Source organism: Rhizobium sp. P28RR-XV (assembly GCF_012641385.1).
GTDB lineage: Bacteria > Pseudomonadota > Alphaproteobacteria > Rhizobiales > Rhizobiaceae > Rhizobium.
Window position 1 is genome coordinate 382,364 of record NZ_JABAIG010000005.1, and the last position, 21,539, is coordinate 403,902.

Sequence of the window (21,539 nt, forward strand, 5' to 3'; positions counted from 1 at the left end):
CATTGGACGGAATTTAATCCTCGGCGAGTTTTCCAGAGAGTGTCGACGCCAGGTCGCGGATACCGTTGCTGGTGAGCGAATCCTCATGCCAGCCATCGATATCGACCACCATGCAGTCATCCCCGATCGCATCGCCCCATCCAAACCGCAATTTATGCGCCCGAGAATGGGTTGCGCTGCTTCGCAGCAGGACGACGCTGCGATCTTTTGTCTGCCGCGGCTTGTAGCGACGCGCTGCCGCTACGAGCAACTTGGTGACCGCCTCGTTCGCTTCCTCTTCGGGTGAATACTGGCCAGCCTTGATGCCGAATATCCTCAGAAGTGACAGCGAGATTTCGAATTCCTTGAGATAGTCGATTAGCCGGATACGGCCGGAGAACAGTTTTCGGGTGAAATAGGCAAGCCGCTTGCGCCGCCGCTCACGGTTCCAACGTGCCTGCTCCCGTTTCGGCAGGGATGTGAAATAGCCCGGAGCCCATGCATCGATGATTGCCGTGGTGCCGACATCGATGCCTCGTTCCTGCAATTGCCGCCCGACCTCCAGCGCCAGGATTCCATTGACGCAGAGCCCGACAATGGCAACACGGCCGACAGCCTTGTCGATCTGCATGGCGTCTATCGCGCGACCGGCTATATCCTCGATGCTCAGGCGATCAAGGCCGTTTGCCAGATCCGCATGGAACATGTTGACATTGTGCACCGAGACGCTGTCCGGCAGCTCGTTGGCGAGGCGATAATAAAGGAACGGATGATTGAGTGTATAAACCGTACCGGTCCCCGTGCCGTGCTTGCAGGTGATCAGTTCCCACGGGTTTACCGACTTTTCCTGTGTTGTCGGCGCCGTATCGACATGGAAGATCGCCGCTGCAAAGCCTGCAAACGTCGGCTGCTTGAATAGAAGCTGCAATGTCGGTGCTGCTTCGAATCTTGCGCGTACTTCCGATAGGAGCCGTAACGCGAGGAGCGAGTGGCCGCCAAGTGCGAAGAAATCATCATCCGGACGTATTTGCGGAACCTGTAGGACTTCTTTCCAAAGCTCAGCAAGCGTTTCCATTCGCGTATCCGCCGGCGTTTTGCCTGTGACGGCGCCATCCATCGGCGCAGCCTTGGCGGAAGCTGCCAGGTGTCGTTCCGGCGCAGCGAGCGAAGAAAGCGGCGCCTCAGGGCGGTCGAGAGCAATTTCATAAGCGTTCCTCCATAGTTGCAGGAGGCTTTCGATCGTGCTGGCTTCGAAAAGGTCGGCATTGTATTCGATCGACATGCGCCAGCCTGTCGGTCGGCCGATCATGATGAAGCTCAGATCGTAGATGACACCTGGGGACTGCGAGGGCGAGCTGATCAACTCGAAGCCGCCATAGCGCCGATCTTCGAGAAACGCCTTTTGCAGGTTGAAGTTGACGGAAATCAGCGGATTGCGTGCCGGATCGCGCACGGGATTGACGAGTTCCACGAGTTTGTTGAACGGCATGCGCTGATGGTTCAGCGCTCCTTCGATTGTCGCGCTGACGGAGCGTATGTGCTCGGCAAAGCTGGTATCGGAACCGAAATCGAAACGCAGGACCAGATTGTTGATGAAGACGCCGATCAGGTCTTCCAGCTCACTTTGTTCACGACCGGCGATCTGCGAGCCGAACAGGACGGTCGGGGCCTGCGTCAGGCGGTGGAGGGCAGCACTTAGAACCGCCGCCCCGAAGCTGTATTGCGAGACGCAATGCGCGCGCGCCGCTGCATCCATGCGATCGGTGAAAGCGGGCGGTTGGGCGATGGAAAGGATGTCGCCGCGATTGGTCTTGACCTGACCGCGCGGCCGGTCGGCGGCGACCTCGAAATAGGGAGCGCCCTGCATGGTCTCCCGCCAGAAGGCCTTCTCCGTCTCGAAGCCATAGCTTTGCAGGTATTCCTCCTGCCAGAGGGCATAATCGCCATATTGCAACGGCAGCTCGGGCAGGGCCGGTTGGCGTCCTGCGTCGATCGCGGCCGCTATCTCGCCGACCTCCCGCCCGAGAACGCGGATGGACCAGCCGTCGAAGCAGCTCTGATGCGCGGTGATCAGCAAAAAGCCGCGGTCGTTTTCAGCCATCAGCAAGGTGACGCGAAACAGGCCTGGTGCACCCAGATCGAAGGGCGCCTGCGCAGTCTCCTCGCCGATCGACAGGATTCTTGCCTGGCGCTGCTCCGGGGCCATGCCGCGAAGATCGATCACCGACATCTTGAAATTGACGTCGCTGACGGCCTGCTGGAATGGCCGCCCACTTTTCTCGATGAAGCGGGTTCTCAGTATTTCGTGGCGCTGGATGACTTTTCGAAAGGCGGCCTCGAGAGTCGCGACCTTGAATGCGCCCCGGATTTCCCAGCGGACCGCGACATTGAGCGCCGGATTGCCGGGATTGAGCTGATCGAGAATCCAGCATCGCAATTGCGTCTGCGTACAGGGAAATTCGCCGATGATCTGCGGTTCGGCAAGGAGACCGCTTGGACTATTGTCGACTGTACTCATAGAGATGCCCCCAGGCCGCGGCGTGCGCCGTTACGAAAATCTCGCAGTGATGGAATGTGGAGCTGAACGGACTCGGACGGAGCTTCCGCCTGGCCGTCGGCAAAGGCAGCCAGTGCGGCAATCGTCGGGTGACGCAGCAGATGTTTTGCTTCCAGCGGCAAGCCGTTGTCACGCATGCGGGCGGCGATGCGAAAGATGGCAAGCGAGTCGGCGCCGAGCGCGTAGAGATTGTCATCGATGCCGATATCGCTAAGGCTCAGAACATCCTGCCAGATCGCCAGCAGCCGCTGTTCCATTTCGGTTTTTGGCTGGGCCTTGGTTGGCGCGGCTCCCCGCTGCGGTACGCCGCGCTGCTGCAGGGCTTTGCGGTCGAGCTTGCCGTTGGCGGTGTGCGGCAGCTCGCTTTCCAGCACCCAGAAGCTCGGAACCATATGTCCGGGCAAATTGGCTTTGGCATGCGCCGCGACATCGGCCGTCAATGCGTCATTGCCGCCTGTTTCAGGCACGATATAGCAAACCAGCGAGCGATCGCCCTTGGCGTTTTCGGTAACGACGGTGGCACATTGGCGCACACCCGCCGCCTTGGAGATGACGGCCTCTATGTCGCCGAGCTCGATGCGGAAGCCGCGCAGCTTGACCTGCTGGTCACGCCGCCCGAGCAACTGCAGCGAACCATCGGCCAGCCGCCGCCCAACGTCGCCGGTCCTGTAAAGCCGCATCGGCCTGCCAATGGCAAAGCAATGCGGAACGAAGGCCTTCTCTGTAAGATCGAGGCGATCGAAATAACCTTCCGCCAGGCCGTCGCCACCGATATGCAGCTCACCGATAACGCCGACTGGCGCAATAGTCTCGCTTTGGTCGAGAATGAAGAGCTGGGTATTGGCGATGGGATGACCGATGGTGATCGGCTGATCGGCATCCGTGATGCGTTGCAGAGACGACCAGATCGTCGTTTCCGTCGGGCCGTACATATTCCAGAGTTCGCCGCCGATACCAAGCAGGGAGCGCGCCAGCTCCTTGGGCAGGGGTTCGCCGCCGCAGAGCATTTTCAGCGTCCGCCGCTCCGTCAGGCCGGCTTCGACCAGCATCTGCCAAAGCGTCGGCGTCGCCTGCAGCACCGTGGCATCATGTTCGTCGATGAGCTTGACCAGCGCAAAGCCGTCCTGGACCTGACTGCGACTGGCGATGACGAGCTTTCCGCCCGATATCAGCGGCAGGTAAAGTTCCAGACCGGCGATATCGAAGGAGATGGTCGTGACTGCGACCAGCGTGTCATCCGCACCGAAGCCGGGTTCCTTTGCCATAGAGAGAAGGAAGTTTGTCAGGGCTCGATGCGAAACCTCGACCCCCTTCGGCATGCCGGTCGAGCCGGAGGTGAAGATGATATAGGCGGATGCGGTCGTATCGACAGGCAGGGTCTTTAGCGGATGGCCGGTCATCGAGCCGATCGCCTTGGCATCCTGGTCGAGCCGGATCACGGGAATATCCTTGGATGCAAGCCGGGCCGTGTCGTCGCCGTCGCAAATCAGGCCGCCGATACGGGCGATATCCAGCGTCTGCAGCAGGCGCGGTTCCGGGTGAGCGGGATCCATGGGGACATAGGTATGTCCTGCCTTCATGACCGCGAGCAGGGCGACGATCATGTTCAGCGAGCGCTCGACCAATATTGCAATCCGCTGGCCGGGATCGGGAAGCGCCATCTGGAGGTAGAGAGCAAGCTGGTTAGAGCGCGTTTCCAACTCGCCATAGGTAATTGCCTGGCCATCATGTTGCGCAGCGACGGCATTCGGCTGTTCGGCTGCCCGTTTGGAAAAGAGCGAGAAGACAAACTGATCGTGGTCATAAGGCACAGCCGTCCGATTGAGGTCGTCGACCAGCCAGGATTTCTCCTCCGCCGAGAGCAGCGACAGTTCGCCGATCTTGTGGTCCATGTCCTTGGCCAAAGTAGCGGCCAGTGTCGCGAAGTGACCGATCCATCGTTCCACGGTTGGACGCTCGAAGACATCGGCATTGTAGTCGACATCGATGCGGATGTGGTCGGCTGCCTCGATCATGTTGAAGAACAGGTCGAAGTTGGAAAAGGCCTTCGCGTTCGGCTCCATCGTCGGCTTGAGATCGCCGAAGGACGATCCGCCGGCCATGCGTTCGAGATTGAACTGTATTTCGGTGAGCGGCAGGCGGCGCGGATCGCGCTTGGTATCCAGTTTGCGCACCAGCGTGCCGTAGGTGTAATCCTGATGTTCAAAGGCCTGGAAGACGAGTTGCTGCGTTGCCTTCAGGTGATCCGCGAACGGCTCCGCCTGCGATACCGCCTGACGCAGCGGCAGCAGGTTGACGCAATGCCCAACAAGGATCTGGCCGTCGAGCAGGCTTTGACCGGCCGATGGAATGGCGACGACGATGTCATCTTGACCCGACAATCGCGATATCATCACCTGGAGTGTCGCCAGCAGCGTCGAGAACAGGGTGGCGCCGGATTTGGCACCCTTCTTCTTCAGCGCCTTATAGACATCGACATCGATATAGCCGGTGCAGCTACCGCCCGCGAAGCTGCGATATTCCGGACGCGGCCGATCGAGCGGCAGGTCAGGGAGGTCCGGAACCGTCTTGAACTGGTCGAGCCAGAACTGTTCGGTCGCCTGGGATTTCTCCGGCCTGGGGGAAAGATCCGTCGAATAGGTGGCGAAGGAAAGGGCCGGCTGGAATTCCGGATCATTGCCCGTCCTGTAGGCTTCGTAGGCGGCCGTGAGCTCTTCGACGAAGGTATTGATCGACCAGCCGTCGCAGATGATGTGATGGGCCGTGAAGACCAGCACGTGCTTGTCATGTGCCAGCTTGACGATGCTTGCGCGAACCAGGGGGCCGTTGATGAGATCGAAGGGCGTATGAGCGTCATCGTCTATGAGAATGGCAAGGCCTTGGTCATCGATATCTTCAAGGATCGGCAGGTCGAGCTTGAAATCCGGAATGAACCGGAAATGTTCGCCGCCGCGGTCAAAGCGAATATGAAACGCGTCATGGCGCGCGATGACCGTGTCGAAAGCCTTCCGGATGGCCGGCTCGTCCAGGATTCCTTCCAGCGTCAGCGAAAAGGACTCGTTGAATGAGCAGGAGGCTTCGTCACCCGCCTGAGCTGCGAGCCATATTTCCGTCTGCGCCTCCGTCAGCGGCGCGGATTCCGGCTTCGCGACGGATGCCCGCGTCGGCTTTGCCGATACAGATGGCTCTTCCCTCGCCGTAAATATTCCGACGCCCTGCATTGCGTCGAGACTGTCGCGGAATGCTTTCGCGATCGTGCGGAAGTCGTCTTCGCTGTGGGCTGTCGTCAGGAAGCAGGGATAACCATCCTGTATGTGGACGCCATTCAGCCGCATCTGGGCATAGAATAGCGCGCCGAGCGGATCCTGGCTGGAGAAGTCGGTCGCAAACCAGCTCTTGTAGCCGTGTACGACGTCGGCAATGCCGCGTCGGGCAAGATCGGCCCTGATTTCCGCGACCAGCGCTTCCGTTCGCTCGGCGACACGGTTGTAGAGAGCAGATCCCTCTCCCTTGATGTGGTGCAGCACGGCGCTGGCGGCTGCGAGCGTTAGGGGATGACGCACGAAGGTACCGGCGAAGAATGTCGGCGCTGTCATGGGCACGGAGCTGTCGCCGTAATCCCAATAGCCGCCATCGAGCGCATCCATGAAGCGCGGGCTGCCGACAAGCACACCGATCGGCATTCCGCCGCCGACGACCTTGCCATAGGTTGCCATATCGCCCTTGATGCCCCAGATCGCCTGCATGCCACCGGGATCGACGCGGAATCCGGTGACGACCTCATCGAAGACCAGGGCAAATTCGGATTTGGTGGCGATGTCGCGGAGTTCCACGACGAATTCGCGCGGCTGCAATTCCGGATGACGGCTCTGGATCGGCTCGATGATGACAGCCGCTATATCGGCGGCGTTGGTGCGGATGAAGTCGAGGCTTTCCGGAGCGCCGTAGCGCAGCACGGTCATATTCGACACAGAGGCCATCGGAATGCCGGAGGCGACGGGCAGGGCGATCGGCTTGTCGGCGCGATTGCGGCCCTTGACCAGAACTTCGTCGAACTGGCCGTGATAATCATTGGCAAAGACCACGACCCGATCACGGCCGGTGACGGCGCGCGCAAGCCGCATCGCAGCCATGACTGCTTCCGAACCAGTGTTGCAGAATGTGACCCGCTCATGGCCGGTGACTTCGGCAATCATCTTTGCGACATCGCCGGCAAGCGGCGTCTGCGGCCCGATGGCAAACCCCCGGTCGGCCTGAGCCTTGACGGCATCGATGACGAAATCCGGCGCATGGCCGAAGGCCGTCTGCCCGAAGCCGTTGACCAGGTCGACATACTGATTGCCGTCGATATCCCAGATATAAGCACCCTTGGAATGATCGCAAACGATCGGGAACACCATCTCCTTCCAATCCGCCCGGAAGCCCGAGGCGGAACGGGGATCGGCCAGGTGTCCCCGGTGACCCTGGGTGAAGCTCTTCGATTTGGCATTCTTGGTTTCATAGGCCTTGGTTAGGCTGGTGATGAAATCTTGCTTGGCCGCGGTAATCTCCGGCGCCAGGCTCTTGGCATTTGGGCGATAGAGTTTGATGCGCTCGGTGCCGAAATCGCTTTCCGCGGCGGTGGGAGCAAGGGGCGCACTCGTTGCCGGTTGTGCCATAGGCGCAGCCGCTGTCACTGGCACCGCGCTCGGCGTCGAGGACACCTGGGCGCCACCCTGCATGGCCTGCAGCATCAGCAGCTGTTGAGAGAACAGGGTCTGCGCCATCTGAATCTGGGATTGCAGCACGGTGGCGAGATCCGATGCCGCTGCCGGCATTGCTGCCGGCTGTGTGGCGGCAGGCATGATTGGCGCTGACGCGCTTGGTACTGACAGGGCCGGCATCGGCGCGGCGGCGGGGGATGGCGCGGGTTCAGCCGCTTTCATCGCCTCGGGTGGCATTTGCTGATCGAGGTAGAGGGCCAGATCGGCAACGGAAGGGATATCGCTCAGCAATTCCCGGAAGGAGATTTTGACCTTGAAGTCCTTTTCGATGCGTTGCGCGAACTGGCCGACGAAGAGAGAATCGAAGCCGAGTTCCAGAAATGTCGCCGCCCGTTCGTCGGGACCTAGCGTTTCACCCGACATATCGCTCAATAGCGTCAGGAGAGCCGTTTCCAACTGCGGCAGGCGGCTGGAGATGGAAATTGATGCTGCAACATTCATCGCTCGTTTCTCCTCGGTGAGGTTGACGTCAGAGACAGAGGGCTCGCTTTCGGGAGCGCTCTCCTGGTTGGCAAGGGCGCCCCGACTCAATGCCCGACGCGCGGACGAAGGCGCATCGATCCAATGGCGCTGGCGCTGGAACGGATAGGTGGGCAGGGACAGGTGCTTGCGCGCGGCCGGTGGGAGAGCCGGCCAGCTGAGCCGGCAGCCCGCCATCCACAGCTTGCCGTGCGCTTCCGCGAGCGTTTCGGCGGCGGCGGAGGCCCGGTCATGCTCGGGCAGGGATTGCACGACGGCGGCAAGACTATCACGGGCAATCGTCTGTGCGGCAAACACCGAAAGCGTCCGCCCCGGCCCGACTTCGAGAAGAAGTGGCTTGCGATCACGGCAAAGCGTGACGAGACCATCGGCAAAGCGGACGGAATCGCGGCAATGCATGGCCCAATAATTGGGAGAGGTCATTAGCTCGGCGGTTTGCCAGTCGCCTGTGACGCCGGAGATGAAGGGGAGCGTCGCGGTGCCATAGGTCACCTTTTCCGTCTCCTGGCGCAGCGCAAGGGCCGCATCCTTCATCATGACCGAGTGGAAGGCGTGCGATGTGTGCAAGCGACTGAAGGCGATCTCGGCGGCTTCAAGCGCCGTGCATACCTTGTCGATGTCGCCGAACGGGCCGGAGATGACGCAAAGCTTCGGAGCGTTGATCGCTGCGATCTCAACATCGCCTTGCAGATAGGAAGCCGTCGTGGTGGCGTCGGCGCGAACCGAGACCATCGCGCCCTGCGGCTGATGCTGCATCAGCCGTCCGCGATTGGCCACGAGACGTAGTCCGTCTTCGAAGGAAATGACGTTGGCGAGCGTAGCGGCAACAAACTCGCCAACGCTATGACCGATCATGGCATACGGTTTGACACCGCGGCTCAGCCACAATCGAGCAAGCGCATATTCGACAAGATAGAGGCAGGGCTGAGCGATCCGGGTTTCGCGCTGTTCCTCGGTGATCGCCTGCGTTACGGGGCCGGTGTGGCAGATGTAGTCGCGCAGGTCGAGCCCCAGCGTCATTTTCAGAAGCTCGGAGCCGCGATCGATCCAGCGAGCGAATTCCGGCTCGGAGCTATAGAGGCCGGCGCCCATGCCGACATATTGCGCACCCTGACCGGGAAACATGAATGCGACCGGCGGCCGATCTGCGGCAACAAGGGATTGATAATTTTCTGTCGTCAGCTTGATGATCGCTTCCTCGACACTTCCGGCGGCGACCGCCAGCCGGTGGCCGAATTCGCGCCGGCCCGTTTGCAGGGTGCAGGCAAGTTGCGCGATTGAAAGCTTCGGGTTGTCGGCGAGATGATTACTCAAATTGGTGCGCATCTGGGTAAGGGCCAGCTTGTTGCGCGCCGAAAGGGGGAGGATGTAATGCCCTTCTACCTCATTGGGCGTAGTCGACGGGCGAGGCGCCTCCTCCAAAACGACATGGACATTCGTGCCGCCGACCCCGAAGGCGCTCACACCGGCTCTACGGGGCACCTTTCCTTGTGGCCAGTCGATCATTGCGGTTGGGATGTAAAAAGGACTTCCTTCGAGATCGATGCGCGGATTGGGCTGATGATAATTCGGCATCGGTGGGATTTTTGCGCAATGAAGCGCCAGCGCCGTCTTGATGAGCCCGGTTACGCCGGCTGCGGCGTCCGTATGGCCGATGGTGCCCTTGACCGATCCGAGCGCACAGCCGGCGGGTCCCGGCGCGCCGTCCGCGAAGGCCCTGGTCAAGCCATTGAACTCAATGGGATCGCCGAGCGGCGTCGCGGTGCCGTGGCATTCGATATAGCCGATCGTTGAGGGTTCCACGCCTGCATTGGCGATCGCTGTGGCTATCGCCTCGGCTTGCCCCTCCACGCTCGGAGCCGTGAAGCCGATCTTGTCGCTGCCGTCATTGTTGATGCCGTAGCCGCGAATGAGCGCGTAGATGTGATCGCCATCCTGAAGCGCATCTTCGTAGCGCTTCAGGAGAACGACCCCGGCTCCGCTGGCAAAGACCGTTCCGGCGGCGTCGGCGTCGAAAGGCCGGCAGGTGCCGTCCGGCGAGGCCATGCCACCATCCTGATAGATGTAGCCCCTTTTTTGCGGAATGGTGACCGAGATGCCGCCCGCAAGAGCCATGTCACAGCCATAGGTAAGCAGATTCTGACATGCCTGCGAAACGGCGAGAAGCGAGGTCGAACATGCGGACTGTAGCGTGAAGGCGGGTCCGCGCAGATTGAATTTATAGGCGACGCGGGTCGCGAGCGTATCATTGAGCGCGCCGACGAGCTCATGAAACGAGCCGATCTGGTAGTTCGACGTGAACTCTTCCGCTTTGGCGCGATCGTGCAAAACATTGTTGATCAGATAGGTCGGCATCGAGGAGCCGGCGAAGACGCCGATCGGGCCGGCATAGCGCTGCGGATCATATCCCCCATCCTCGAGCGCTTCCCAACATATTTCCAAAAAGATGCGATGCTGCGGATCGGTGACGGCAGCCTCGCGTGGAAACATGCCGAAGAATTCAGCGTCGAACATATCGGCATTGTCGAGATGAGGCCTTGCGGCGACATAGTTCGGCTGTGCCCGCTCTTCGTCGGTGAACGCGTCTTCGATTTCATCCGGTGAGAAGCGCGAAAAGGCGTTCTTTCCTTCAAGCACGAGCTTCCAGAGTTCATCGACGGAGGGGGCGCCCGGGAAACGACCGGACATGCCGATAATGGCGATGTGCCCCGAAATTTGCTCGTTCAGATCCTCGCTCTCTTCGAAATCACGCTGTTCGCCCTTTTCCTGGTGACTTCGTTTCATAAGGAGCTCCTGCGGATATGAGAGATTGCCTTCTTCTGCAGGGCCGCACGCTGGGCCGCGGCGGCGATCCGCGTCGGCCCAGGCGTCCCTCCATCCAGATAGAGTGCCAATTCCCGGATTGTCGGATGGCGCAGCAACGCAACCACGTCGATTGGACGGCCGAGCCCTTCCTCGAGACCGGCGTGAATTTCCATCAGCTGCAGGGAGGTGCCGCCAAGGTCGAAGAAGTTTCGGTCGAGATCGACGCCGGCAAGGCTCAATGCGTCCTGCCACAGCGCCGTCAGCAGCTCTTCCGTCCGGCTCCTTGTATCCATGGGCTTTGCCTGCATTTCGACGGGCGGCGGCAAGAGTTTGGAGCGGTCGACCTTGCCGGCGGCCGTGAGCGGGAGGCTGTCGACGATGACGGCCGTGCTCGGGATCATATAGGCCGGAAGTGCCATGCGTAGCGTCGCCATGACATCCTGCGCGAGGTCGGCGCCTGCGCCCACATGGCTTTCCTTGGGGCATAGATAGGCAACGATGCGTTTCAGGGTCTCGCCCTGGACGTGGCAAAGGACGACGCCGTCGGCAAGGCGCGGGTCACGCCTAAGCGCGGCTTCGATCTCATCGAGCTCTATGCGCTTGCCATTGATCTTGACCTGCCTGTCGCGCCGTCCCTTGAAGGTAACGGTGCCATCAGGCTTCATACAGGCCACGTCGCCGGTCAGATAGAAACGCGTCGCGCCTTCCTTCGTGGTAATAGTCACGAATTTCTGCCCTGTCAGTTCCGGGCGCTTGAAATAGCCGATGGCCAGGCCATCGCCCGATATTGCCAGTTCGCCTTCGATCCCGGGCGGAACGACGCGCAGCTCCTCGTCCAGTATGGCGACACCCGTATGCGCGATCGCCTTGCCGATCGGCAGCTCTCCGCCTGAAAAACTAGGCAGGACCTTGAAAGCGGTGGCAAACACCGTCGTCTCGGTCGGGCCGTAGACATTGGTGAGCTTGCAGCCGGGATGGTGATCGAGAAAGCGCCGGGCGTGAACGGTCGAGGCGACATCGCCACCGAAAAGGATATGGCGAAGCTTCGGCAGGGATATGCGGGCATGATCGGCAAAGAGATTGAACAGCCCTGTCGTGAGGAAAGAGATGCTGACATCTCTCGCTCGCATGAAGTCGGTCAGGCGCGAAATGGAAAAATCGGCATCGGGCATGATTGCCAGTGTGCAACCATTGAGAAGCGCCCCCCATATTTCGAAGGTCGACGCGTCGAAGGAAATGGTGGCCGTGTGAAGAACGACGTCGTCCCGGCGAAAATCGATATAATTCTGGTCGAGAACCACCCGCGCAATGCTGCGATGGCAGATCATCGTTCCCTTGGGGCGCCCGGTCGAGCCGGACGTGTACATGACATAGGCAAGATCGGCGCCGGTGATCGTCGTTGCTGGCAGAGGAACCTGCGGTTGGCTTGCCATCTCGGCGATAATGGCATTTGCCTCGATGACCTTGGCATTCATGCTTGGCACATTGCAGAGTTTATCGCCAAAAGCCGAATCGACGAAAATAACCTTCGGCAAACATTCGCCGACAACGAAATCGAGATGGTCGACCGGAAGGGCAGGATCAAGCGGCAGATAGGCGCCGCCGGCCTTGAGTATGGCTATCTTGCAGATGATGGCATTGGCGCTCCGCGGCAGGAAGAGACCGATAATATCGGCCCTGTGGACGCCGATCCTGACCAGATGCAACGCAAGCGCGTCGGATATGCGGTCGAGGTCACCGTAGCTGAGCCTAGTATCGCCAAAGGCAAGCGCGGTTGCCTCGGGCGTCGCCCGAGCCTGAATGCGCAGCATTTCGTGAAGGCAAATGTTGCGATCGTAGTGCAGGCCTGCTGCGCCACCTGTTTCTGCTTGAGCCTCGCGATCAATCATCATCACCCTCCGGGTCATCCTGCGACTGACGATGGCACGACATGCGATGCCTGATCGTCTACCGCAGAATTTCACGCTGCGGCAAAAGCACCAGTTGATCATTGGGATGATCGTCTTCACCACCGAAAGTCGTAAGTCCTGAAGGTGCGTAGCCAATTCGTCGGAAACATCCGATGCGGCGACAAAGACTCGGCCAAAAGCATTACGCATGGCGGCAATGACTAGGCACCAAGCGCCATGCATGGGTTCTCAATCACGCGGATCGAGACGATAGTGATTTGGGATTGATGATGAGACAGCTACCTGAACTGGTAGGCTCTGACATAATCTACAAACATGAAGGATGGATCGGCTGCGGCCATCTTCGTTATGCCTTCAACGATACCGAGATCGACGAGCATATACATTGGCTGGCGATGTTCCGGTAAAGCTTTGGTTTTCCAAACGAGCTTTCTATCAAAATACATCCGTATGAAATCGGAATCGATCTTCACGCCGTAGGTGTGCAAGTCACCGGGACTTGCAGCATCGAATGCATCAATGCGGGCATAAGCGGAATCGTGACGTCCATCCCGGTGCCAGACATGCACCGTCGAGGAATAGGCTCCCGGCTTATCACCGTAATATTCGATAACGTCTATCTCGGCTGTCGATTTTGAGCGATCCTTGCCAATCAGCCAGAAGGCTGGCCAGACACCAGGGCCATCGGGTAGGCGTGCCCGCATTTCGAAATAGCCATATTGCTGGGAGAAGCCATCCCCATTTCGATCGACGGAGGCAATCAGGCCCGAGCGCCATGCGCCTTTGTCATCACGTGCCGCGGTAATGCGCAGCATGCCATCCTGTATTGCAAAGGGAAAATCGTTACCCGGATTGGAGAAGCGGGCACCTCCGAAATCACCATTCCACGGAGTGTGGGAAATCCAGCGGGTGCCAGGTCCCCAGGCAGAGATACTGAGAGCATCGAAAGGATCTTCGAATGTCAGTGTCATGCTGCTGATATCGAGCGTATCCCCCGTATCGCCAGCGTGGGCAACATCGATATCCACGATCGTCGTGAGTGCGGCGGCAATAGACGCGAGAAGAAACCCGCGACGGTTGTGCATGCATCGAGCACGACGTGTGTGTGAGAAGCGATCCATGTGCATAAGGATGAACGGTACAACCCATGGCGTATAGAACGTATTTCGGCCAGCATGTCCCCCAAAAGGCTTAGGCACGGCGGAGATACAGCTGCACGTCCACGTGGTAGCTTTTCCAATAAAGGGAAGAACAATGGGCTGAATTCTATGAATTTCATGGGACTTATAACATTAGTTGTCGGTATTGTAACACTGATCGCACCAGTTCGACTGTCATTCATCATTATGATCGTATCGACGGTCTTTGGCGCTGCTGCTGCCTTCAGCGTACCGGGCCTTGGCGGGGCATCGGTGCTGGTGCCAAGCCTCTTTCTATTATTCTTCGCCGTCCGGTTGTTCGCAGCATATGGCGAGACGCCTTTCCTCGCCGCGCTGGCACCCTGGCGTCCGGGCTTCTTCCTTCTGCTTCTGACGGCATTCGGCATCTTTACCGCGATCTTCTTCCCACGGCTGTTTCAGGGCATGGTGCAGACAATGACGGTGGAGCGGTCAATCGGCGCGCGTAGCCTTATCGCGCTGGTGCCGCTGCGTTTTTCTTCGAACAACATTACCCAATCGGTCTACGCCGCCGGCGGGCTCGTCTGTTTCATCGCCACCTTTGCCGTCTTTCGTGGCAATGGCGTTCCGAAAATTTTCATCAGCGGCGTTTTGATGGTGGCGGGCGTCAACCTCGGTTTCGCGCTTGCCGATATCATTACGCATTTCACGCATACGGATTTCCTCCTCGACTTCGTGCGGACGGCCAATTACGCGCTGTTGACCAACGCCGAGAAAGGCGGGCTGAAACGCATTTCCGGGACCTTCCCCGAAGCTTCGGCATTCGCCGATTTCACGCTCGTCCTCTTTGCGATCGTCACAAGCCTGTGGCTCGGCGGCATACGCTCCAGCGTGACCGGCATTGTGGCGGGTTTGCTTCTTATGGCCCTAATCCTGTCGACATCGGCAACCGCCCTTGTCGGGCTCGCCATCATCCTGCCGATTCTCAGCCTGCAGTCATTCCTGGCCTCTCGGCGCGACCCGGGCGCCGGCCGGCCTGTTCTGATTGTATCCATTCTCGCGTGCATGCCGCTTGTCATCTTCTTCGTTCTGATTGTCATGCCGGATCTTGCCCATAATTTGCAGGATTTTCTTGACGAAATGCTGTTCTCGAAGGCCGGCAGCCAGTCCGGGCGTGAGCGCTTCATGTGGAATTCCATGGCCTATGAGGCGTTCGTGGATACTCTTGGATTTGGCGCGGGCCTGGGGAGTGCCCGTGCATCGAGCTTCGTCCTCGTCCTATTGTCCAATATCGGCATCTTCGGTGCATTGCTATTTGCGCTCTTTGTCGGCCGAGTGCTGATGGCCGGTACGCAACCGGGGCATCCGTTATCGCGCGAGGCCGTCGCGGTTGTGCGCGCGGGCAAGGCCGGTTTGATCACCGTCCTCGTTTCCGCGGTTATCTCAGGCACGGTCTACGATCTCGGACTGATGTTTTACATTCTAGCGGGGAGCGTTTCAGCGCTCACCGCCGGCGTGCGCGAAGTCAAGGCCGAATATAGCCCACACTTGAGCGCTGCCGGAGGTTTGAGATGAAGATTGTCGTCTTCAACGTCAAATACAGCGAGAATCTCGGCGACGGGTTGCTGGCGGAATGCGTCGAAACCGCCTTGATGAAAGGCGCGGATGGGATCGAAGTGGAAACGATCGATCTTGCCGGCCGCCGGGCCTATGCCACGGGCAGCGGCGGGCGCAGGCGCTTGGCGCTCGGATTGCTCCGTCGGCTGCCCTTTTTCGTCCGGCGCCGGCTCGTCCGCCTGGTGCTGGAGCGCAGGCTGAACAAGCTGCGCCGCCTCTGGGACGACAAGATTGCACTTGCGGACGCCGTCATTATCGGCGGCGGCAATTTGTTTCAGGACGATGACCTCAATTTTCCGTTGAAAATCGGCGAGGTGCTCGATTGCGTCTCGCGGCACGATCGCCCCTTGGCGGTTTATGCCGTCGGCGTCAGCAAGCAATGGTCGGAGCCCGCCTATGATCTCTTCGCGCGACTAAGGCGGACAAGGCTTGTTCATCTCTCCGTGCGGGACGGCTTTGCTAAGGACAATTGGCAGGAGCATTTTCCAGAAGGACCGAGCGCGAAAATCGTGCGGGATCCGGGACTATTGGTCCATGCGACGCCAATCGCGGAAAAGCCTGCGTCATCCTCCAAGCGCCAGTTGACCGTTGGCCTATGTGTGACCGATCCCGTCATCCTGGACAGGCATGGCAAGGATCATGCGTCCCACATTCCATTTTCCGGCATTGGTGCATACAGGGATTTGATCGGAGTGCTCCTGGATGACGGCCAACGCGTCGTCTTGTTTTGCAATGGCGCGAGGGAGGACCAGTTGTTTGCCGAACGCATCCGGACTTCGGTCAACAAGCATCGCGTCGTTGCGGGCGGCATGCTCGATATCGCCAGTCGCCCGCGGGTTCCGGCCGATCTCATTCAGACAATTCAGTCGATGGATGTGATCCTCGCTCACAGGCTGCATGCCTGTATCGCGGCCTACGCGCTCAAAATCCCGCATGTAGGCTTGGCCTGGGACAGCAAGGTCGAAGGTTTCTTCAACTCAGTCGGCCGCGAGGCTTATTTCATAAAAGATTCACTGTCGCCCGCCGTGCATGTCGCCCTGCTGCTGAAAGCCGCTGAAAAAGAAGGGATAGAGGCGCTTCGGCACCGTGTGACAATTGCGGAAGCTCACGCGGGGATCTCGAATATGCGCCGCCATTTGGTCGGCTGCGACGTATGCGCCATATCGGGAATACAGTCGGTGCGCTCGCGCAATACTGAATGACCGAAATATATTCAACGCGCGGATGAGTGCAGTACCGCTACCAGTACGTTAAAACCGGGTTAGTGTATATATGATGACGATATATGTTAGGAGAATGACAAATATTGAGTTGCATTCAAGACATAAAAGAATTTATATGATATAGAATACTTGGGAAGCGAGAAATTTATATTGTGGGATAGTCGTTTGAGCATTCGAGGTATGCTTTCGACCGAGGGGACCGCCGCATGACAGCGCAGATTTCGATCGAGCATATCCAAAGCATGGGTGGCACGGCACGGACCTTTGCTGCCGGCAGCGTGATCTGCGACTACGAGAGCATAGCGCCGCGTCTTCTCTTTCTCTTGGATGGGTGGGCAGCGTCCAGCAAGATGCTGCCGAACGGTACGCGCTTCGTGACCGAATTCCTTCTGCGCGGCGATATGATCTCAACGTCGTTGACGGTGCTTTCACGAGAGACCGTGCAAGCCATCACCAATGTATCCGTGATGGCCTTCCCAGATTTCACCTCCCTTCCCAAGATCGATGCGCCGGCATTGTTTTATCGAATTGCGATCGCCGAATTGGTGAGACGCCAAGCTCGCATGTCGGAGAGCCTTGCCAACATAGGACGGCGCGACGCGTTAGAGAGAACTGGTTACCTGTTGCTCGAGCTCGGGACGCGGATCGGGACCTCGCAAGACGTCCCCAATTTGGAATGCTTCGATTGCCCATTGACGCAATCGGACATCGGGGACGCCGTCGGTTTGTCGACCGTTCACATCAATCGCGTGCTCAGGGATATGCGCGAAGCCGGCCTCCTGTCATTCCGCAACGGTGTCGTTGCATTTCTTGACCGGCCGCGGCTCATGGATCTCGTCGACTTCGACGAATCCTATTTTGGCGCAACTATGATTTGAAGAATAAAACGAATCAAATTCTGACTAGAGGCTAAAAAGATTCCTTTTAGTCAATATTTAAAATCTTTGTTAACATATGTTAATGCGCGTAAAAACAAAATAAGCAATTACTGTAGTAAGAAGATCCTAAAAAAAGGGGGACGATATGAGAAAGAAAGAAAAGATTCAATTTAGACAAAGTTCTTGCTGTCCGTATGGAGCCAATACTGAGCTAGTTACAAGAAATACGAAGGCCACTTTAAAAGTTGGGGATGCCGGCCATGAATGGACAAATGCTCACAAGTGAAAAATTCACCACCGATGCGGGCGCACGCCTTATTTCGGTTCGAACGTCCGAGACCTTGCGGCCGTTCATTGCGTCCGGCACGCCCGGCGTCGACGAGTGGGAAGATTACATTCTTCTCGTCGATTCCCGCGCTCTGGATCGCGAATGCCTGTCGAAGAGCCTAAGCGAGTATGACGACGCCATGCATGTCGTCACCGTCGGATCGCTCGACGAATGGCAAACGCGCAATATGCAAGTACTGCCGTCCGCAATTCTTTTCATGATCGGCGGACGCAAAGTCTCTGACCCCGACATCAGCGCGAAGATCTGTGCCTTGGTGGAGAGATTCCAGGCAAGCCCCGTGATCGTCGGCGCAGATGGCGACGAGCTTGCGCAGCTCCTACACGCGCTGGAATGCGGAGCTCGCGGCTATATCCCGACCAGTGTCGGGATACGCGTTGCCGCGGAGGCCGTTGCTCTTGCTCGCGCAGGCGGCGTCTTCGTACCGGCGAGCAGCCTTCTTGCCGCCAAAGAAGCGATTACGCCTGTGGCCAGCCGAAATGACTGCCTCGACAGCCTCTTCACGCCACGTGAAGTTGTCGTCGCTGAAGCGCTGAGGCGAGGAAAGGCGAACAAGATCATCGCCTACGAGATGGATCTTTGCGAGAGCACAGTCAAAGTTCACATTCGCAACATCATGAAGAAGCTAAACGCGACGAACCGAACGGAAGTCGCCTATAAGATCCGCGAACTCGTCCGCTAACGTCTGCGCTGTCGGTCACCGATTGCGGGAACGATGTTAATGAGCCCGCATGAGATTTCGCGGCTACCCGTCCCGACATCGGGGCAGGGCAGGGTTCGGGACTATCGGTGGGGCGAGCATCCGCTGGCCGATTGCTGGAGAGCGACGGCGCCCCGGTGGGGCGCCAAAAGTTTATGCCGCAAATCCCTAAATATTCGCCAGACTAAAACCATTCCGTCAGTATCCCGCGATCCGGCCAGCCGGCGTGCAAACTGGCCGTCTCGCGGTTAGTCCTAATTAGTCGTTGGCGAAAATGTGCGCCTATATCTTCTAAAGCGCCGGTACGTCTCAGGACCGCAAAGGTTCGGGGAAGGACATAGCCCGATGAATCCTGGCGTCGGTTGACGAGTGACCCTGAACTTTGAGAGCTCGATCAGCGCTGGGCTACGCGCAGGGAGGCGATTTCCGCCGGCTTGTCGTCGATTATCGCGCTTACCGTCAGCAGTCCCGGGCGGCGCAGTCTCAATGGTGAAAAGACAAGGCTGGCGCCGACCACGACGTGCATGGGGCCGTCGCTTGTTTCGAACCCATCCGTCAGGTCGCGCTGCTCGTCGAGCTGTGCTGACTCCAAGCGTTCCTCGAGAAGAGGCTGCTGGTCTCCTGGGGCAACGCAACGCAGCACGATCGAGCGGTAAGGTTCCGCCGCCAAGGTGACCAAATTCACATGCACGCAAAACTTGGCCAGCGAAATGGGAAATTCCGGCAGCATCAGCACGCCGCTATAGACGCCGATGAAACTCAGCTTCTCGCCAACTTCGGTGCGAATGTCATCGCAAAAGATGCAATATCCGTAGCGCATGTGTTTCAATCGTCCCTATCAGCAGTGGCGCGGGCAATAATGGTGCGGATTGCTCGCGAAGAGCTCCAGGAGAAGGCCTCGCCGAAGCTAATGAAATGAACGGCTGCCCGCGTCTCGATCCGCATATCGGCCGGTATCTCGGCGCGTGTTTCGGGTTGAGCAAGGCAACCGTTTTGCGTCAAACCCGCCGGATCGCGCAGTTCAACGTGAATCTCCTTGTCGAGCGCCCAGGCCAGGTCCGCGATCGAACGAAGCGGAAGCTCTCTCTGCCCGCAAAAGTAGCGGTTCAACTCCTGTCGGCTGACACCCACCTGCTCTGCGAGCTGCTGCTGCGTAAAGCCCGTTTGGGATCGCCTTTCGACGGCGGCGGCAATGAGATCGCTGCGAACGTTTGCGATGAAGCGGCTGGCCGCACGCGCACGCGCGCCTATCTCAAACCGAAATGACATCTTCCGGGTTTACTCCCTCAACGCACAACGCATCACCCACACCAAGCTCGCGGCGCAGTCGGCGCACCTCCAGCCGATAGCCACGGTAAAGATCATGATCTTTCACATGGTCGGCCCAGTCCCCGAAAACCGCCACAAAGCAATCACGCATGGCAAACCAGCCGAATATGCGCAGATCGACGGTCTTCAACTCCCAAACTGCATTTCGTTCGATCCGGATTGCCCGGAATTGTCTGCAATGAATAAGAGGCTTCCCGGAGACGAACGTATAAAAGAGAAAATCCAGCTGTTCGATCGGGGTGAGGACAGCGCCTAGCGACGATGGTTCGTTCTTGGCGACGCGCTCACTCAACCACTCCGCAAAGCTTGGGGTCGCGAAAAGCAGCCGCTTAGGCAGCTGCCCTCCACCAAGCTGAATCTCAACTTTAACGATTGCTTCGGATGCTACGAGACTGTCAAACGTAGTCATGCCTGTCAACTAATCCATTATAATGTGGCAAGCCTTTCGCCGGGCCTCCTTGAGGGTATCATGAATTGCCGCACATTTGGATTGTATTTATTTGCCTTTCCGATGGCGTAGTTCGTTATAGTCAAAGAAGAGTATAGCGGATACGTCATGTCGATACATGTTTCATCCGTTACTCATTTTGAGGTATGGCATTTATATTTGATGCGATCCGATGTTGTCGTCCTAATACGAACGGTTCTCTTGTTCGGCTCTCCGCTGGCGGCTTATTAACAAGCTTGAGGGCGGCGAATGACCGCTTGCCCCGTCTTGGATAACAGGGAGGATCATATGAGGACGATTGCAGCTCTCTCTATTTTGCTGGCAAGTACGTCTTTGACTCTTGCCGGCCCCGCTGGCCCGCATGGCGGAAGCCCACCGACACCGGCGGAAAATGAATCATTTATCGGCCAGGTGGGCGCCTTCAACGGCGCTTTCGTCAGCCAGAATAGCGGCAACAACCAAGCGCTGACATTGCAGAACGGCTTCGGCAATTTCGCGGTCACCAACCAGGATACGGCCAAGTCCAATACGTCCGCTATCCTGCAGTTTGGTTCCGGCAATTTCGCGGTTGCCGACCAGAAGGGCAAGACCAACGACCAGAGCACCCTCCAGGTCGGCACCCTGAATTTTGCCTCCACCCTGCAGCGTGATGGGGCGGAAAACAACTCGACGATCAGCCAGTTCGGCTTCGGCAATTCCGCCTTCGCGGATCAGTCCAAGGGGGACAACTCCCAGGATACGCTGCAGGTCGGCGGCCTGAATTTCGCCTCGACGACCCAGACCGACGGCAAGCCCGGCTCCAATAAGTCCGATATCATGCAGTTCGGCTGGGGCAACGGCGCGATCGTCGGGCAGGACGGCGGCAACAACGATCAGACAACGTTGCAGGTCGGTACGGGGAACTTCGCCGCAACTTCCCAGTGGGGCGTTATCGGAAGCAACGGCAACTCCTCTTCGACAACGCAGTTCGGTTGGGGCAACATATCCTTTGCCGATCAAGCGGGGGGCAATAACTCACAGGACACGTTCCAGGCCGGCGGGCGTAACTTCGCCGTCACGGGTCAGTCCTCGTTCTTCGGCGTGAACAAGTCGGCGACAGCGCAGTTCGGTGTCGGCAACACTGCCTTGACCTCTCAGATCGCCAACCCGCTGGGCTCCAACGATTCGCTGATCGTGCAGGCCGGCTATCGCAATACGGCGATGGCATCTCAGACCGGCGTGCAGACCGTGTTCCCCTACGGCGGTTCCAACCTTCAGGGAACTGTTCAGATCGGCACGGGTAACTATGCCGTTACCTCTCAGGCCAGCGCGAGTGCACTGACGAACACGTCGGTCACGGCGCAGTTCGGCTATCGAAACATGGCCGTTACGGTCCAGCACTGAGTG

Annotated in this window: 12 protein-coding genes; 5 read left to right on the forward strand and 7 right to left on the reverse strand. The window is 58.5% G+C overall.

Features of this window, described 5'->3' with window-relative positions:
* Window positions 1-13: 13 nt before the first annotated feature.
* The 4 genes from HGP12_RS13375 to HGP12_RS13390 form a co-directional block, all read right to left on the reverse strand.
* On the reverse strand, window positions 14-2,497 hold the full coding sequence (locus HGP12_RS13375) for a condensation domain-containing protein (RefSeq protein ID WP_168840574.1): 2,484 nt from the start codon (window positions 2,495-2,497) through the stop codon (window positions 14-16).
* Window positions 2,494-10,563: a non-ribosomal peptide synthetase/type I polyketide synthase gene (locus HGP12_RS13380; RefSeq protein WP_168879058.1), complete on the reverse strand. Its 8,070-nt coding sequence runs from the start codon at window positions 10,561-10,563 to the stop codon at window positions 2,494-2,496. The genes HGP12_RS13375 and HGP12_RS13380 overlap by 4 nt, the downstream gene beginning before the upstream one ends.
* Window positions 10,560-12,476 (reverse strand): non-ribosomal peptide synthetase, encoded by a 1,917-nt coding sequence (locus HGP12_RS13385; RefSeq protein WP_246703361.1) that lies wholly within the window; start codon window positions 12,474-12,476, stop codon window positions 10,560-10,562. The genes HGP12_RS13380 and HGP12_RS13385 overlap by 4 nt, the downstream gene beginning before the upstream one ends.
* 296 nt (window positions 12,477-12,772) lie before the next feature.
* The gene (locus HGP12_RS13390; protein ID WP_312862881.1) at window positions 12,773-13,522 is read right to left on the reverse strand and encodes a glycoside hydrolase family 16 protein; all 750 of its coding nucleotides are present in this window, start codon (window positions 13,520-13,522) and stop codon (window positions 12,773-12,775) included.
* Window positions 13,523-13,840: 318 nt separating this feature from the next.
* Here HGP12_RS13390 and HGP12_RS13395 point away from each other — a divergent pair, with 318 nt between their 5' ends.
* The 4 genes from HGP12_RS13395 (at window position 13,841) to HGP12_RS13410 (ending at window position 18,358) form a co-directional block, all read left to right on the forward strand.
* A complete protein-coding gene (locus HGP12_RS13395; RefSeq protein WP_205926447.1) occupies window positions 13,841-15,187 on the forward strand; it encodes a hypothetical protein in 1,347 nt (448 codons plus the stop codon).
* Entirely contained in the window at window positions 15,184-16,431 is a 1,248-nt protein-coding gene (locus tag HGP12_RS13400; protein WP_168879059.1) for a polysaccharide pyruvyl transferase family protein, read from the forward strand. Before HGP12_RS13395 ends, HGP12_RS13400 begins: the two co-directional genes overlap by 4 nt.
* 227 nt (window positions 16,432-16,658) lie before the next feature.
* On the forward strand, window positions 16,659-17,330 hold the full coding sequence (locus HGP12_RS13405; RefSeq protein WP_168840571.1) for a Crp/Fnr family transcriptional regulator: 672 nt from the start codon (window positions 16,659-16,661) through the stop codon (window positions 17,328-17,330).
* Between the two features lie 260 nt (window positions 17,331-17,590).
* A complete protein-coding gene (locus HGP12_RS13410; protein ID WP_168840570.1) occupies window positions 17,591-18,358 on the forward strand; it encodes a response regulator transcription factor in 768 nt (255 codons plus the stop codon).
* A 412-nt stretch (window positions 18,359-18,770) separates the two neighbouring features.
* Here the strand turns inward: HGP12_RS13410 and HGP12_RS13415 are convergent, their stop codons facing one another.
* Genes HGP12_RS13415 through HGP12_RS13425 form a run of 3 tightly spaced genes read right to left on the reverse strand, consistent with a single transcriptional unit; the run spans window position 18,771 to window position 20,114 of the window.
* Window positions 18,771-19,196, reverse strand: coding sequence for a DUF6941 family protein (locus HGP12_RS13415; RefSeq protein WP_168840569.1), 426 nt, complete (start codon window positions 19,194-19,196; stop codon window positions 18,771-18,773).
* Window positions 19,197-19,201: 5 nt separating this feature from the next.
* On the reverse strand, window positions 19,202-19,645 hold the full coding sequence (locus HGP12_RS34785) for a helix-turn-helix domain-containing protein (protein WP_168840568.1): 444 nt from the start codon (window positions 19,643-19,645) through the stop codon (window positions 19,202-19,204).
* The gene (locus tag HGP12_RS13425; protein ID WP_168840567.1) at window positions 19,629-20,114 is read right to left on the reverse strand and encodes a hypothetical protein; all 486 of its coding nucleotides are present in this window, start codon (window positions 20,112-20,114) and stop codon (window positions 19,629-19,631) included. Before HGP12_RS13425 ends, HGP12_RS34785 begins: the two co-directional genes overlap by 17 nt.
* 327 nt (window positions 20,115-20,441) lie before the next feature.
* On the opposite strand from HGP12_RS13425, the gene HGP12_RS13430 reads away from it, so the two are divergent.
* Window positions 20,442-21,536 (forward strand): hypothetical protein, encoded by a 1,095-nt coding sequence (locus HGP12_RS13430; protein ID WP_168879061.1) that lies wholly within the window; start codon window positions 20,442-20,444, stop codon window positions 21,534-21,536.
* Window positions 21,537-21,539: the final 3 nt, after the last annotated feature.